17 protein-coding genes are annotated in these 13,976 nt (G+C 70.0%); 10 read left to right on the top strand and 7 right to left on the bottom strand.

The window, feature by feature from the left end; translation table 11 throughout:
• Positions 1 to 28: 28 nt before the first annotated feature.
• The gene (locus tag BW730_RS09300) at positions 29 to 1,387 is read left to right on the top strand and encodes an MFS transporter (protein ID WP_077685995.1); all 1,359 of its coding nucleotides are present in this window, start codon (positions 29 to 31) and stop codon (positions 1,385 to 1,387) included.
• Here BW730_RS09300 and BW730_RS09295 read toward each other — a convergent pair.
• On the bottom strand, positions 1,369 to 2,475 hold the full coding sequence (locus tag BW730_RS09295) for a serine/threonine-protein kinase (protein ID WP_158522568.1): 1,107 nt from the start codon (positions 2,473 to 2,475) through the stop codon (positions 1,369 to 1,371). The two genes, BW730_RS09300 and BW730_RS09295, sit on opposite strands and share 19 nt — an antisense overlap.
• A 74-nt stretch (positions 2,476 to 2,549) precedes the next feature.
• On the opposite strand from BW730_RS09295, the gene BW730_RS09290 reads away from it, so the two are divergent.
• Genes BW730_RS09290 through BW730_RS09280 form a run of 3 tightly spaced genes read left to right on the top strand, consistent with a single transcriptional unit; the run spans position 2,550 to position 5,912 of the window.
• Positions 2,550 to 3,257 (top strand): RDD family protein, encoded by a 708-nt coding sequence (locus BW730_RS09290; protein ID WP_077685993.1) that lies wholly within the window; start codon positions 2,550 to 2,552, stop codon positions 3,255 to 3,257.
• A 9-nt stretch (positions 3,258 to 3,266) separates the two neighbouring features.
• Entirely contained in the window at positions 3,267 to 5,420 is a 2,154-nt protein-coding gene (malQ, locus tag BW730_RS09285) for a 4-alpha-glucanotransferase (RefSeq protein ID WP_077685992.1), read from the top strand.
• Positions 5,421 to 5,912 (top strand): hypothetical protein, encoded by a 492-nt coding sequence (locus tag BW730_RS09280; protein WP_077685991.1) that lies wholly within the window; start codon positions 5,421 to 5,423, stop codon positions 5,910 to 5,912.
• On the opposite strand, the gene BW730_RS09275 is transcribed toward BW730_RS09280, so the two are convergent.
• From BW730_RS09275 to BW730_RS09250, 6 genes are all read right to left on the bottom strand, one after another.
• Positions 5,909 to 6,736, bottom strand: a complete 828-nt coding sequence (locus tag BW730_RS09275) for a tetratricopeptide repeat protein (RefSeq protein WP_145952787.1) — start codon at positions 6,734 to 6,736, stop codon at positions 5,909 to 5,911. The genes BW730_RS09280 and BW730_RS09275 overlap by 4 nt on opposite strands.
• A 27-nt stretch (positions 6,737 to 6,763) precedes the next feature.
• Positions 6,764 to 7,273: a GH-E family nuclease gene (locus BW730_RS09270; RefSeq protein ID WP_145952786.1), complete on the bottom strand. Its 510-nt coding sequence runs from the start codon at positions 7,271 to 7,273 to the stop codon at positions 6,764 to 6,766.
• Positions 7,273 to 7,752, bottom strand: a complete 480-nt coding sequence (locus BW730_RS09265) for a WXG100-like domain-containing protein (RefSeq protein ID WP_077685989.1) — start codon at positions 7,750 to 7,752, stop codon at positions 7,273 to 7,275. Before BW730_RS09265 ends, BW730_RS09270 begins: the two co-directional genes overlap by 1 nt.
• Entirely contained in the window at positions 7,752 to 8,069 is a 318-nt protein-coding gene (locus BW730_RS09260) for a hypothetical protein (protein WP_077685988.1), read from the bottom strand. The genes BW730_RS09265 and BW730_RS09260 overlap by 1 nt, the downstream gene beginning before the upstream one ends.
• On the bottom strand, positions 8,066 to 8,470 hold the full coding sequence (locus BW730_RS09255; RefSeq protein WP_077685987.1) for a hypothetical protein: 405 nt from the start codon (positions 8,468 to 8,470) through the stop codon (positions 8,066 to 8,068). The genes BW730_RS09260 and BW730_RS09255 overlap by 4 nt, the downstream gene beginning before the upstream one ends.
• A 71-nt stretch (positions 8,471 to 8,541) precedes the next feature.
• Positions 8,542 to 9,894 carry a nicotinate phosphoribosyltransferase gene (locus BW730_RS09250; protein ID WP_077685986.1) on the bottom strand — a complete coding sequence of 451 codons (1,353 nt, stop codon included), beginning with the start codon at positions 9,892 to 9,894 and terminating at the stop codon, positions 8,542 to 8,544.
• A 72-nt stretch (positions 9,895 to 9,966) separates the two neighbouring features.
• Here BW730_RS09250 and clpS point away from each other — a divergent pair, with 72 nt between their 5' ends.
• The 6 genes from clpS (at position 9,967) to BW730_RS09220 (ending at position 13,974) form a co-directional block, all read left to right on the top strand.
• Positions 9,967 to 10,260, top strand: coding sequence for an ATP-dependent Clp protease adapter ClpS (clpS, locus tag BW730_RS09245; protein WP_077685985.1), 294 nt, complete (start codon positions 9,967 to 9,969; stop codon positions 10,258 to 10,260).
• Positions 10,257 to 10,853, top strand: coding sequence for a DUF2017 family protein (locus BW730_RS09240; protein WP_077685984.1), 597 nt, complete (start codon positions 10,257 to 10,259; stop codon positions 10,851 to 10,853). The genes clpS and BW730_RS09240 overlap by 4 nt, the downstream gene beginning before the upstream one ends.
• 22 nt (positions 10,854 to 10,875) lie before the next feature.
• Positions 10,876 to 11,718, top strand: a complete 843-nt coding sequence (gene murI, locus BW730_RS09235; RefSeq protein ID WP_077685983.1) for a glutamate racemase — start codon at positions 10,876 to 10,878, stop codon at positions 11,716 to 11,718.
• 113 nt (positions 11,719 to 11,831) lie between these two features.
• Positions 11,832 to 12,557, top strand: coding sequence for a ribonuclease PH (rph, locus tag BW730_RS09230; protein WP_077685982.1), 726 nt, complete (start codon positions 11,832 to 11,834; stop codon positions 12,555 to 12,557).
• A gap of 2 nt (positions 12,558 to 12,559) precedes the next feature.
• Positions 12,560 to 13,165, top strand: a complete 606-nt coding sequence (gene rdgB / locus BW730_RS09225; protein WP_077687593.1) for an RdgB/HAM1 family non-canonical purine NTP pyrophosphatase — start codon at positions 12,560 to 12,562, stop codon at positions 13,163 to 13,165.
• On the top strand, positions 13,162 to 13,974 hold the full coding sequence (locus BW730_RS09220) for a thymidylate synthase (protein WP_077685981.1): 813 nt from the start codon (positions 13,162 to 13,164) through the stop codon (positions 13,972 to 13,974). The genes rdgB and BW730_RS09220 overlap by 4 nt, the downstream gene beginning before the upstream one ends.
• The last annotated feature ends 2 nt before the right edge of the window (positions 13,975 to 13,976 follow it).

The raw sequence follows: 13,976 nt of genomic DNA, 5'->3' as shown, positions 1-13,976 counted from the left end.
GATGGGACGCTGAGTGCGTAGGAGGGACATGCAGACAACGGGGAGCCGGGTCGTGCTGATCGTCGGCATCATGTTGTCGGTCTTCACCGTCGCATTCCAGTCGATCGGCCTGGCCACCGCGCTGCCGACCCTGATGTCGTACTTCGACGCCGGCCACCTCTACCCGTGGGCGTTCACGACGATGATCTCCGGCATGCTGCTCGCGACGATCTTCGCGGGCAGGCTCGCCGACAAGCGCGGCCCCGCGCTGCCGATGTACCTCGGGTTCGCGCTGTTCGGCATCGGGCTCGTGCTCGGCTGGCTCGCCCCGACGGTGTGGGTGGTGCTCCTCGCGCGGCTCGTGCAGGGGCTCGGAGCGGGCGCGCTCAACCTGACCCTCTCGGTCGTGGTGGCGCACGGGTTCCCCCCGAAGGAGCGGCCGCGCGCCATGGCGCTGGTCTCCTTCTGCTGGCTGCTTCCCGCCTTCATCGGCCCGCCGTTCGCGGCGTGGCTGACGCAGTACTCGTGGCGGCTCGTCTTCGCCGCGATGATCCCGCTCGTCGCGGTGGCGTTCCTCATCACGCTCCGCGGCCTTCGCCAGGTGCAGGAGGGCTTCACCCCTGGCGAGGACGAGGTGGGGCCGGTCGCGGTGCTGCCGACGGCGGCGGTCACCGTCGCGCCGTCGCTGATCCTGCTCGCCGGGCAGGGGCTCGGGGTGTGGAGCGTCTTCTCGGCCATCGTCGGCGTCGGTGCAATGGTGTGGGGCCTCCCGAAGATCCTCGCGCCAGCCGCCCGCGGCTTCCGGCCGGGCGTGCCGAGCGTCGTGCTCACCCGGGCGATCCAGGCAGGCTCGTTCTTCGCGGCAGAGACCATCCTGCTCGTCACGCTGCAGGACCTGCGCGGCTACAGCCCGTTCCAGGTCGGCTGGGCGCTCACCGTCGGATCCCTCGGCTGGACGCTCGGCTCGTGGGTGCAGGCGCAGGCCTGGGTCCGGCTCGACCGTGACACGTTCATCACGCGGCGCGGCGCTCTCCAGCCTCGGCATCGCGGGCCTGACGGCGTTCGCGTACCTCCCCTCCCTGCCGATCTACGCCGGCCTCGGGGCCTGGATCGTGGCGGGCGTCGGCATGGGGCTGACGATGCCCTCGTCCGCCGTCGCGGTGATGAGCCTCTCATCGCCCTTCGAGCAGGGCCGCAACCAGTCGTCGATGCAGGTGGCCGAGTCCGTCGGCAACTCGGTCGTGACGGCGGTCGCGGGCGGCATCTACACCGCGCTGCTCGCCGCTCAGCCGCAGAAGTTGAGCTACGTGGCCGGGCTGGGAGCGACGCTGCTGGTGTCCGCCTCCGCCATCGTCGTCAGCAGGCGGATCGGACGGATCCGCAACGACCTCAGTTCGTGAGGACGTAGATCGTCAGGAAGATCGTCAGGCACAGCAGCAGGATCGCCGAGGCCGTCACCCACGCGTAGAACCACGGCGAGTGCGACTCCTTCGACTTCTTCGGCTGGTACCTGCCCTTCCCGATGTAGTTCTCAAGCATCGACACCGGCGTCTCGCTGCGCGGCGTGAGGCTGGAGCCCTGCCGCCCGCCGCTGATCAGCGCGCCGATCGGGTTCGGGGCAGAGGGGAGCGAATGCAGCGACGTGGGCGTCGCCGACGACGAGATGGGCCTCGGCTGGTACGAGTCGCCCCCTGGCAGCGCGTCCGCGAGCCGGTCCAGCACCTCCGCGAACTGGGCTGCGGTCTGGGGGCGCCGGTTCGGGTCGGGCGAGAGCGCGGAGGCCATCACCTGGTCGAGCAGTTCCGGGGCGCCGATCTGCGCGGCGATGGGGGCGGGGCCGATCGCGTGGTTGCGGCTGAGCAGCTCAGCCAGCGTCTTCACCGGAAACGGCGGGCGGCCGGTCAGCAGCGCGTAGGTGACGCAGGCGAGCGAGTAGATGTCGGAGCGCTGGTCGAGCTGCGACGAGTTGGCCTGCTCGAGCGCCATGTAGGCGGGGGTGCCCGCGGTCATGGTGTCGCGGTACTCGTCGAGCAGCGACTTCGCCACGCCCAGGTCGGCCAGCATCACGCGGACGCCCTGCGGGGTGTTGGTCAGCAGGATGTTGCCGGGGGTCACGTCGCGGTGCACCAGTTGGTTGCGGTGCAGCACCTCCAGGGCCCGTGCCGCCTCCGCGGCGAGCCGAAGCGCCAGCCCAGGGGCGACCATCCGCTTGCGCAACTGCTCGAGGGAGCCGCCGTTTGCGAGGTCCATCACGAAGTACGGCTGGCCGCGATCCGTGGTGCCGATGTCGTAGACCCGCACGACCCGCTCGTCCGAAAGGCGGCGCAGCAGCCTGGCCTCTGCGAGGAACCTGGCGCGCACGTCGTCGTTGGTCGCCCAGTTGTCGGCAAGCACCTTGACGGCGACCGGAACGTCCAGCGTGTCGTCCTGACCGCGGTAAACGGTCGCGAAGGAACCGGAACCGATGCGTCCCGTGATCCTGTAGCGTCCGATCATCTCCATTTGCGAGACATTGTTGCCGATAACTACCCGATCCGGGAATCGTGACCGTCTCTGGCATCCTTGAAACCATGACGCATGCACCCCAACAGCCACCCGCCGGTTGGTATCCCGACCCCGCCGGATCGGACGGCGAACGCTACTGGGACGGGATCGCCTGGTCGCAGGCCACCCGTGACAAGGTCGTCTTCGCGCCGCCGGTGGAGGCCCCGGCATCGGGCTACGGGCAGTCGGCCGCTGGCTACGGGCGGCCGATGTCCGGCACCGCCGCGTCAAACGTCGCGTCCTTCGGGTGGCGGTTCCTCGGCTTCCTGATCGACTTCATCCTGTTCAACGTCGTCGGCGGCATCGTCCTGAGCGCCACCGGGGTGAGCCAACGCCTGGACGGCGAACTCGACCGCTGGCTGAAGGCCTTCCTGCTGTGGGCCGACACGGGCTCGACCGGCGACATCCCGATGCCGTCGGCCGAGTTCTGGAGCGTGGGGTTGCTGAGCACCGCCATCAGCATCGCGGTGTTCGCGATCTACCGCACCGTGATGCTCGGCCTGTTCAGCGCGACCGTCGGGCAGTTGGCGCTTGGGCTGCGCACCGTTCGGCTGGGGAAGGACCCCGGTTCCAAGCTAGGGTGGGGCGTCGCCGCATTGCGCGGTGTCATCGGCGCAATCCTCTACCAGCATTTCCTGGTTGGCTTCGTCAATGGCATCTTCGCGGCCTTCACGAAGAACAGGCAGACCCTGTCCGACATGATGTCCAAGACCCAAGTTCTCAAGATCCGCTAAGGCCCACCCGTGAGTGATGTGTTCCCCGGCCTCGCCCGCCTCGCCGACAAGTTCGGCATCGCCCAGGAGTTCTGGGACTGGAAGGGCCGCCACGTGGCGATCCCGGCCGAGACGATCATCGAGGTGCTGCGTGCATTCGACGTCGACGCCGCCACCCCGGAACTGGCCGACGCGGCACTCACCCGCCTGGAGGACGACCGCTGGCTGCGCGCGGTACCCGCCTGCACCGTCGTGGAGGAGAGCACCGGCGTGCACGTCGACATCCACGTGCCCGCGGGCACCGAGGTGCTGGTGCATGTGCAACTCGAGTCCGGCGAGACCCGGCCCGCCTGGCAGTCGGAGAACACCACCCCCGACCGCGACGTCGACGGCCGCACCATCGGCGAGGCCACCTTCTGGCTCGGCGCCGATCTGCCCACCGGCTACCACAGGGTCGTCGCACGCACCGTCGAGGGCGTCTCGCATGGCTCGCTGATCGTCACCCCGTCCTTCGTCGGCTTCCCCGCATCGATGCGCGACCGCCGCGTCTGGGGCTACGGCACCCAGTTGTACTCGGTCACCTCAGACGAGTCGTGGGGAATCGGAGACCTGGGCGACCTCGCCGACCTGATCACCTGGTCGGGCACCCGGCAGTTCGCGGGCTACGTGCTGATCAACCCGTTGCACGCCGCCGAGCCGGTCCCCCCGCTGGAGCCCTCGCCGTACCTGCCCGCGTCCCGCCGCTTCGTCAACCCCATCTACATCCGCCCAGAGGCGATCCAGGAGTTCGCGACGCTCGGCAAGTCGCACCGCAACGACGTCCACGCGCTGCAGAAGAAGGCGCGCGCCGCCGCCGAGGCGAGCGGCATCGTCGACCGCAACGCGGTGTGGCCCCTGAAGCTCGAGGCGCTGCGGATCATCTACCGCACCGGGATGCGCCCCGCCCGCCGGATCGCCTTCGACGACTTCCGTCGCCGCGAGGGCGTCGGGCTGCGCAACTTCGCCGTCTGGTCCGCGCTGTGCGTGGCGCACGGTCAGCGATGGAACGAATGGCCGGAGGACCTGCAGCGGCCCAGTTCGCCCGAGGTCGCCCGGTTCGCCGAGGAGCACGCGGAGGACGTCGACTTCTTCGAGTGGCTGCAGTGGGTCGCGCAGGGGCAGGTCGCCGACGCGCAGGCCACAGCCACCCAGGTCGGCATGCCCGTCGGGATCGTCTCCGACCTCGCGGTCGGCGTTCACCGGCTCGGCGCTGAGACCTGGATGATGCCGGACGTGTTCGCCTCCGGGATGAGCGTCGGCGCGCCCCCGGACCAGTACAACCAGGCGGGTCAGGACTGGGGCCAGCCGCCGTGGCGCCCAGACAAGTTGAGCGAACTGTCCTACGCGCCCTTTCGCGCGATGGTCTCCGCCGCGCTGCGCGGCGTCGGCGGCGTTCGGGTCGACCACATCATCGGCCTGTTCCGGCTGTGGTGGGTCCCCGAGGGCGGCGGCCCGACGGTCGGCACCTACGTCCGCAACAATCACGAGGCGATGGTCGGCATCCTCGCGCTCGAGGCGCGGCGCGCCCAGGCGCTCATCGTCGGCGAGGACCTCGGCACCGTCGAGCCGTGGGTGCGCGACTACCTGGCGCGGCGCGGCATCCTCGGCACCTCCGTGCTGTGGTTCGAGGCCGACGAGCACGGCCAACCGCTCGCGGCCGACCGCTGGCGCGAGTACTGCATGGCGTCGGTGACAACGCACGACCTGCCCCCGACGCTCGGCTACCTCGCGGGCGACCATGTCCGGCTGCGCGAGGACCTCGGCCTGCTCACGGAGCCGCTGGAGGCCGAACTCGCCCACGCCAAGCGCGAGCAGGCCGACTGGCTCGGGACGCTGATGCGCTATGGGCTGCTCTCACCCGAGCGGGCCGACGATCCCGTCGAGGTGATGCTTGCGCTGCACCGCTACCTGCTGCTGACTCCGTCGAAGGTGCTGCTCGCCAACCTCACCGACGCAGTGGGGGAGCGCCGCACGCAGAACCAGCCCGGCACCGTCGACGAGTACCCGAACTGGCGGATCCCGCTCAGCGACCTGAACGGGACCCGCATCCAGTTGGAGGACGTCTTCACAGCCGATCTGCCCAAGCGCCTCGCCGCGGTCATGAACGGCCTCGACGAGCAGCCTGAGTCGCGCTGGGAGGCGTGAGTGGATTCCGCGTCGGTCTACGCCGGAGAACTGGCGCCGCTGCTCGCACCGGGGGAGCGGCTCGCCTCGGCGACGATGGTGCAGTACCTCGCGGGTGAGGAGCGCACCGGCCGGCCCGAGCGCGGCATCACGTTCGACGTCGTCAACGGGCTGAGCGTGCCCGCCTGGGAGGCCGCGACCGAGCGGGCGCTCGGTGGCGTCAGCCTGATCGGTGGCCCCGGCTCCCTCGCCGACCAGTTGCGGCGAGCCCTCGGCGACGCCAACCACTTGGTGATCACGGATCAGCGGATCCTCGCCGCCTCCCTCGGGGTGCGCGAGGGCGCCGTCGTGTGGCAGGCCCCGCGGGAGGCGCTCGCCGCCGCGACCCACACGCCGAGGCTGCTGCAGCGCGGCCGGGTGACGCTCGGCCTCGCCGACGGCTCGGTGCTGCGCGTGATGGCTGGGATGCTCTCGGCGAAGGAAGCGCTCCGGCTCGTCGCCTCGACGGGCTAGATCAGGCCCTTGGCGGCCAGCGAGTCGCGGTATTTGGGGTCCTCGTCCTCGAAGATCTCGTCGCCCTCGAGCATGTAGGCGCTCAGCAGCGCGTCGGTCGCCTGCTTGTCCTCACCCAACTCGAAGGCCGCCTGGCCGAGCCGCAGCCAGACGAACGGGTTGCCCGTGCCGCCGATCTTGAGGGCCTCCTGCTCGGACGCGTAGGCCTCGGAGAACTGACCCAGGTGGAACTGGGCGTCGCCGATGCTCGCGTGCAGCCAGAACAGGGTGTCCGCGTCGCCAGGGTCGGCCACGGCGACCGCGCGCTGCCAGACGTCCACGGCCTGGGCGAACTCGCCCGCGTCGGAGAGTTCCTCGCCGCGCTCGGCAAGCGTCGTCGCGTCCTCGCCACCCGCTCCGGCCCCGGCCGGGGCGGACCCCTCGTAGAAGGCCAGGTACTTCGGGTCCTCCTCGTCGAAGGCACCCGGGCCCGTGACGGCCACCGCCTTGTCGAAGAACGCGCGGGCTTCGTCGAGGCGGCCCTCCTCGAACGCGATGCGCCCCGCCACGAAGTCGCACATGGCCGTGCCGCCCGCGCTGTCTGCTCCGTAGGCCTCGCGGGCCCTCGCAAGCCACCCGCCGGCGGCCGCCGGGTCGACGGGGACGGCGCTGCGGGCGACGAGCAGCGACAACTGCGCCGCGAGGCGCTCGCCGTCGGTCTCGGGCGGCTGCGGCACCTCGGCCCAGAACGCCTCACCTGCGGCGCCTGCGGCCTGGGCGTCCCCGGCGCGGTAGTCGGCGATCGCCTGCTCGGCCATTGGGGTCAGCCTGTCGAGCGTTTCCATTCCTGTCAGCATCAACTGCCAGCCCTTCTACGGCTTGGGGTCGTTGTATCGGGCGCCGAGCTTAGCGCCCTCGGATCTGTTGTACCACGATGGTTGGAGCTCATAGTTCTTCGGATCGAGCATCCAGTCGCGGACCTCCTGGGACTTGGGCCCGTGCTTGATGCCGGTGGTGTTCCAGTAGGTGACGGCGTCGACGGGGTAGTGGCCCATGTCGGTGTCCTTCAGCGGGTACATCTCGGGCTTGCCGGTGCGTGGGTTGGTCCAGATGAGCTGGTCCTCGCCCGCGATCTTGCGGATCTTGCCCTCTCGGCGCATCCGGTCGATGACCTCCCTGCCGGTGCGCGACGCCTTGCCGGGGGTGCTGCCAAGGTACTTCAGCCGCTTCGAGACGCGGCGGACCTTCTGGACCACCTCGTCGCTTGACTTCTTGAGCTGGTTCTTCGCCCCCTTCGCGAAGTCTCCCGCGTTCAGCTTGTCGCCGACCAGCTTGCCGATCCTGCCCGCGGCAGGACCCATCAGGTGCTTCTTCTTGCCCATCAGCCCATCAGCTCCTGCATGGCCAACTCGAGGGCCGCGTTGATGGCGCGCCGCGCGGCCTCCCGCGCGGCGACGGCGGCCCCTGATGCGAGCCCGAAGGAGGCGATGGCGGCCGCGATGGCGGCGGCGAGGATCACCAGTTGGCCGATCACGGCGACCTTGAACGCCACGACGAGGCCCGACGCGACGTCGAAGCCGCCCGCGATGATCGTCGACGCGCCCGAGAAGTCGCGCAGCGAGGACAGGTTCGAGTCGTCGCCGCGCATGTAGCCGAGGAACGCCCCCGACGCCTCGCCAGCGTTGTTGGACTGGATATGGGCCATCGCCGCCTCGATGTCGCCGATGATGCTGTCGGCCTCGCGGCCCGCATCCCGGAACGCCGCCGCGTTGGCGCGCAGGATGTCCTCGTTGCTGGAGGGCCAGTTGTATCCGAGGTACTGGAGGGCTTCGGTCAGCCACCCCGGCAACATCATCGCCATCAGAATCCCTCGTTCATGTGTCCCGCGACCTCGGCCGCCGCTTCCTCGATGGCCGCGTACGCGTTGCCCGTCTCCACCAGTGCGGCGCCCTCGTCGCGCAGGCCGGTCGACATGTCCGCGAGGGCCCCGTTGACGGCGTCCATCACGGCGGGCACGATGCCCGCGACCAACTCGTCGAGCAGCGTCAGGCCCTCCTGGCCGGTGATCTGCACGGAGCCGAGGCGGGACACGAGGCGCGAGGTCACGTCGCCGCCAGCATCGTCGACGGCGCCGCCGGCGCTGCGCCAGGACTCGGGCGAGAAGATCTTCTCGCTCATGGCCGCAGCCTCGCCACGTCGTCGCGGTAGGCCGCGTGGATGTCGGCCTGGAGGCCGCCCAGTTGCCTCATCACGGCACCGAAGTCGGCGTTGACGCGCTCCAACTGGGCGAGGTTGGCGCGCTCGTAGGCCTCGAGCGCCCCGTTGACAGCCCCCTGCACGTCGAGGCCGGCGTCCTCGGCGCGCAGGTCGCGGACGGTGGGGTCGAACTCGATCGCCCGGACGCGGCCGTCCTCGACGGTGACGGTGACGCCGCCCGCAGAGAAGTCCGCGACGATCCCCGTCGGCGGCTCGGGCGTTCGCTCAGCGTCGTCGACGAGGCGCTGCACGCCACCCATCGAGGCGACGATCCGGTCGAAGACCTGGGGGAGTGACTCTCCGGCGTGTTGGCCCTGTGTCATGGCTGACCTTCCTGTGTCGGACGGTTTCAGCCTAGGAGCGGGCGGGGGTCAGTTCCCCTGGTGCCGGATGCTCACAAATTCGTGACGATGGGCGCGGCCTGGTACGGGTTGGTCGTCTCGTCGCCCGCCTCGTCGAGGATCAGGGTCTCCAGGGCCGGGTCGCCCTTCGAGATCCGGCGCGCGGCGAGCGGCAGTTCCGCGAGCGACTCGGCGTGCCTGCGGCGCGCGTCGTCAAGGGTCGCCTCGTAGACGCGGCGGCCGTCCTGGAAGATCGGCACCAGCAGGTCGCGGTCGTTGCCGTCGTTGACTGGGGGAGCGCCAAGCCCGATCACCTCGGTCTCGGCCCTGCCGTCCTCGCCGCGGCGGCGCATCGCGAACTTCCGGCCGCCGAGCGTGTTCTTGCCCTTGGACTTCTTCCCGACCGAGACCCACTCGGCGTCTGGGGCGTCGGAGGCGGCGCGCGCCACCAACTTGTAGACGAACCCGCACGTCGGGTGCCCGGAGCCGGTCACGAGCGACGTGCCGACGCCGTAGCCGTCGACCGGGGCGCCCTGCAGCAGCGCGATCTGCCACTCGTCCAGGTCGGAGGTGACCATGATCTTGGTCTCCGTCGCGCCCAGGTCGTCGAGCAGATCGCGCGCCTGGCGGGCCATGATGGCGAGGTCGCCCGAGTCGAGGCGGATCGACCCGAGCCGACCCTCGGTCAGCTCGACGCCCTTGCGGATGGCCGCCTCCACGTCGTAGGTGTCGACCAGCAGCGTGGTGTCCTCGCCGAGCGAACCCAACTGGGCACGGAAGGCGTCCTCCTCGGTGTCGTGCAGCAGCGTGAACGAGTGCGCGGCCGTGCCGATGGTGGGGACCCCGAAGGAGCGGCCGGCCTCGAGGTTCGACGTCGACGCGAAGCCCGCGATGTAGGCGGCGCGCGCGGCGGCGGCCGCTGCCCACTCGTGCGTGCGGCGCGAGCCCATCTCGGCGCAGCGCCGCTCGCCTGCCATCGCCGTCATCCGGGACCCGGCCGCGGCGATCGCGGAGTCGTGGTTGTAGATGCTCAGCAGCACCGTCTCAAGGATGCAGGCCTCCGCGAAGGTGCCCTCCACGGAGAGGACGGGGGAGCCCGGAAAGTAGACCTCGCCCTCGGCGTAGCCCCAGATGTCGCCGTTGAAGCGGTAGTTCGCGAGCCACTCCGCGAGGTTCTCGCGGATCACGCGGCGCTCGATGAGGAAGCTCAGCTCCTCCTCGCCGAAGCGGAAGTTCTCGATGGCGTCGATGGCGCGACCGAGGCCGGCCGCGACCCCGTAGCGGCGCCCCTCCGGCAGCCTCCTGGTGAACAGGTCGAACAGGCTGCGGCGGTTGGCGGTTCCCGCGTCCATCGCCGCCTGCACCATCGTGAGCTCGTAATGGTCCGTCAAGAGCGCTGTTGTCATGGCGGAACTCTAGTGCCGCCATCGGCCCAGCGGGCGGTGGCGTCGTTTGGCCGGACGCGGCAGAGTAGGGCCATGACCACCACACCCGCAGGCGGCACCGAGACCATCGAGGCCCCCGCGTCCGCGCCTGCGAGCGTGCACCAGTGGGTCACGATCGTCTGGGACGACCCGGTCAACCTGATGAGCTACGTCACCTACGTCTTCCAGGAGTACTTCAAGTACCCGCAGGCGAAGGCGGAGGAACTGATGCTGCGGGTCCACCACGACGGGAAGGCCGTTGTGTCGACCGGCAACCGCGAGGAGATGGAACGAGACGTGCTCGCCATGCAGGGCTACAACCTCTGGTCGACGATGGAGCAGTCGTGAGGCTGGGCGGGGCCGACCTGGTCTGGGCCTTCGACGGGCGCGACGGGCGCGACGACGGCCTACGCGCGATGGTTGGCTTCTACGTCTCGCACCTGCGCGACCTGCTGCCCGCGGGCGCCGAGTCGGACGACCCGTTCACCCAGATCGTCGCCGACCTCGCCGACGACCCCACCGAGCGGATGCTCGGCAACCAGCGCCTGTCGCGGCTGTTCCCGCCTGCGCTCACCGATGGTGAGCAGGCAGGCGAGTTCTGGCGCGACTCGATCCACAACCAGACCCGGGCCAGGATCGCCGACGCGGAGGTCGTCGGTGCCGACCTGGAGGCCTTCGACGGGTTCGTGCCCGTCCGGCTCGACCGCGTCGACGCCTGGGCCAAGACGCTCGGCGCGCTGAGACTGTTCTGGTACTCGGAGTTGGCGGGCACCGAGAGGCTCGCCGAACCGGTCGCCGCCATGGTCGAGGCCAACCCCGGCCTCGCCGACCTGATCGACTGGCTCGGGTACCTGCTGGAGGACCTGATGGAGTCGCGCACGGCGTGCCTCGGCGCCGAGGCGAGCCTCGACCCGGAGCAGTTCACGGCCACCGACCAGTGACGCGGGCCTACAATGGCGCGTTGTGACCAACCAGCTTGACGCCCCCATCGGGGTCTTCGACTCGGGCTTCGGCGGCCTCACGGTGCTGCGCTCCCTCGTCGAGCAACTCCCCAACGAGGACTTCCTGTACCTGGGCGACACCGCCCGCGCGCCCTACGGGCCCCGCTCGATCGCGGAGGTCCGCCGGTTCGCGCTGCAGGGCCTCGACTACCTCGTCGAGCGCGGCGTCAAGGCCCTGGTGATCGCCTGCAATTCGGCATCGTCGGCGGTGCTGCGCGACGCGCGGGAACGCTACGACGTGCCGATCACCGAGGTGATCCTGCCCGCCGCGAGCCGAGCAGTCGCCGCGACCCGCAACGGACGCGTCGGGGTCGTCGCCACCGAGTCGACCGTGAACTCGCGCTCCTACGACGACGCGTTCGCGATCGCCCCGCACATCACGCTGACGGCGCAGGCCTGCCCCCGGTTCGTCGAGTTCGTCGAGGCGGGCATCACCGGCGGCGACGAACTGCTCGAGGTCGCGGAGGAGTACCTGGCACCCATCAAGAAGTCCCAGGACGACACCCTGATCCTCGGCTGCACGCACTACCCGCTGCTGGCAGGCGTGATCGGCTACGTGCTCGGCAACGGCGTCACGCTCGTCTCGTCCGCAGAGGCGTGCGCGCAGTCCACCTACTCGCAACTCACGCAGGCGGGGCTGTTGCGTCACCAGCCGCGCGAGGCGACCCGGACGTTCCTCACCACCGGGGACGCCACCGATTTCCGGGGCATTGGACGTAGATTGTTGGGTGGGTTCGTCAGCAACGCGACGACCGTGGTGATCGACCGAGAGGAGAACACAGATGTGCCGGAAGGTGACCTGTGACAGGTGCGGCAAGCCGACGTGGGCTGGCTGCGGGGACCACATCGAGGAGGCCCTCGTGGACGTGCCAGTAGAGCAACGGTGCACCTGTCCGCGGTGACGGGTACCTTAGGGCCATGACTTCGACCCGCATCGACGGACGCCAACCAGACCAGCTTCGTCAGGTGCGGATCACCCGCAACTGGCTCGACCACGCCGAGGGGTCGGTGCTGGTCGAGTTCGGGCGCACCAGGGTGCTGGTCGCGGCCTCCGTCACCACCGGCGTGCCGCGCTGGCGGGCCGGGTCCGGGTTCGGCTGGGTGACCGCCGAGTACGCGATGCTGCCGCGCGCCACCCACACCCGCTCCGACCGCGAGTCGATCAAGGGGCGGGTGGGTGGCCGCACCCATGAGATCTCCCGCCTGATCGGCCGCTCGCTCCGCGCGGTGATCGACTACAAGGCCCTCGGCGAGAACACGATCGTGCTCGACTGCGACGTGCTGCAGGCCGACGGAGGCACCCGCACGGCCGCGATCACCGGCGCCTACGTCGCGCTGGCCGACGCAGTCGAACACCTCCGGGGCCTCGGCGCCCTCGCGGGCCAACCGCTGAAGGACTCGGTCGCCGCCGTCTCGGTCGGCTTCAACAGCGCAGGCGTCGCGCTGCTCGACCTGCAGTACGAGGAGGACTCCGCCGCCGAGACCGACATGAACGTCGTGATGACCGGCTCGGGCTCCTTCATCGAGGTGCAGGGCACCGCGGAGGGAACCCCATTCAGCCGCGAGGAACTGGGCACGCTGCTCGACCTCGGCACGCTCGGCTGCGCCGAACTGACGCGGCTGCAGCGCGAGGCGCTGGCGTGAACCTGCCCGAGCGGGTCGTGCTCGCCACGAACAACCCCAAGAAGCTCGCCGAACTGCGCCGCATCGTCGAGGCGGCCGGCCTGAGCGTCGAGGTCCTCGGCCTGACGGACTTCCCCGGCTACCCGGAGCCTGAGGAGACCGAGCGCACCTTCGAGGGCAACGCATTCCTGAAGGCCTCGGCCGCCGCGCGTGAGACTGGCCTGACGGCCATCGCGGACGACTCGGGCCTCGAGGTCGACGAACTCAACGCCATGCCGGGCGTGCGTTCGGCCCGCTGGTCCGGCCCGGCGTGCGACGACGACGAGAACAACGCGCTGCTGCTCGCCCAACTCGACGGGGTGCCACGCGAGCGCCGTCGGGCCAGGTTCGTGTGCGCGCTCGCCATGGTCGCCCCCGACGGGGAGCGTCGCGTCTGGCACGGCTACATGCCCGGCCACATCACCGACGCCGCGCCGGCAGGCGAGAACGGCTTCGGCTACGACCCCCTGTTCGTGCCGCTCGGCCTCGACGTTACGTCGGCGGAACTGAGCGCGCAGGAGAAGGACTCCATCTCGCACCGCGGCGCAGCGGTGCGCGAGTTCGTCGACTACCTCAGGAGCCTCGCGTGAAGCAGTACACCGACCTGCTGCGCCACATCATGGACACCGGCGTCGACAAGTCCGACCGGACGGGCACCGGCACCCGATCCGTGTTCGGCTACCAGATGCGCTTCGACCTGCGCGACGGCTTCCCGCTGCTGACGACCAAGAAGGTGCACACCCGCTCCGTGTTCGGCGAGTTGCTGTGGTTCCTGCGCGGCGACACCAACATCGGCTGGCTGCACCAGAACAACATCACCATCTGGGACGAGTGGGCCGACGCCGACGGCAACCTCGGGCCCGTCTACGGCTACCAGTGGCGCTCCTGGCCGACCCCGGACGGCGGCCACGTCGACCAGATCGCCAAGGTGATCGAGTCGCTTCGCACCTCCCCGGACTCGCGGCGCCACATCGTGTCCGCCTGGAACGTGGCCGATGTCGACGATATGGCGCTGCCCCCGTGCCACACCATGTTCCAGTTCTACGTCGCCCCCTCCGACGACGGCGGCCCCGGCATCCTGAGCTGTCAGCTCTACCAGCGCTCCGCCGACGTGTTCCTCGGCGTGCCGTTCAACATCGCCTCCTACGCGCTGCTCGTGCACCTGGTCGCCCAGGTCACCGGGCTCAGGGTAGGGGAGTTCGTCCACACTCTCGGCGACGCGCACATCTACTCGAACCACTTCGACCAGGTCGCGCTGCAACTGAGCCGCGAGGCCAGGCCGCTCCCGACGCTGCGCCTGAACCCCGCCGTCGCGAAGATCGACGAGTTCCAACTCGGCGACATCGAGGTCGAGGGCTACGACCCGCACCCCGTCATCAAGGCGCCGATCGCCGTCTGAGG

Source organism: Tessaracoccus aquimaris (assembly GCF_001997345.1).
Taxonomy (GTDB): Bacteria; Actinomycetota; Actinomycetes; order Propionibacteriales; family Propionibacteriaceae; genus Arachnia; species Arachnia aquimaris.
The sequence above is the reverse complement of the archived record's forward strand: the minus strand, read 5'-3'. Positions and strand labels throughout refer to the sequence as shown.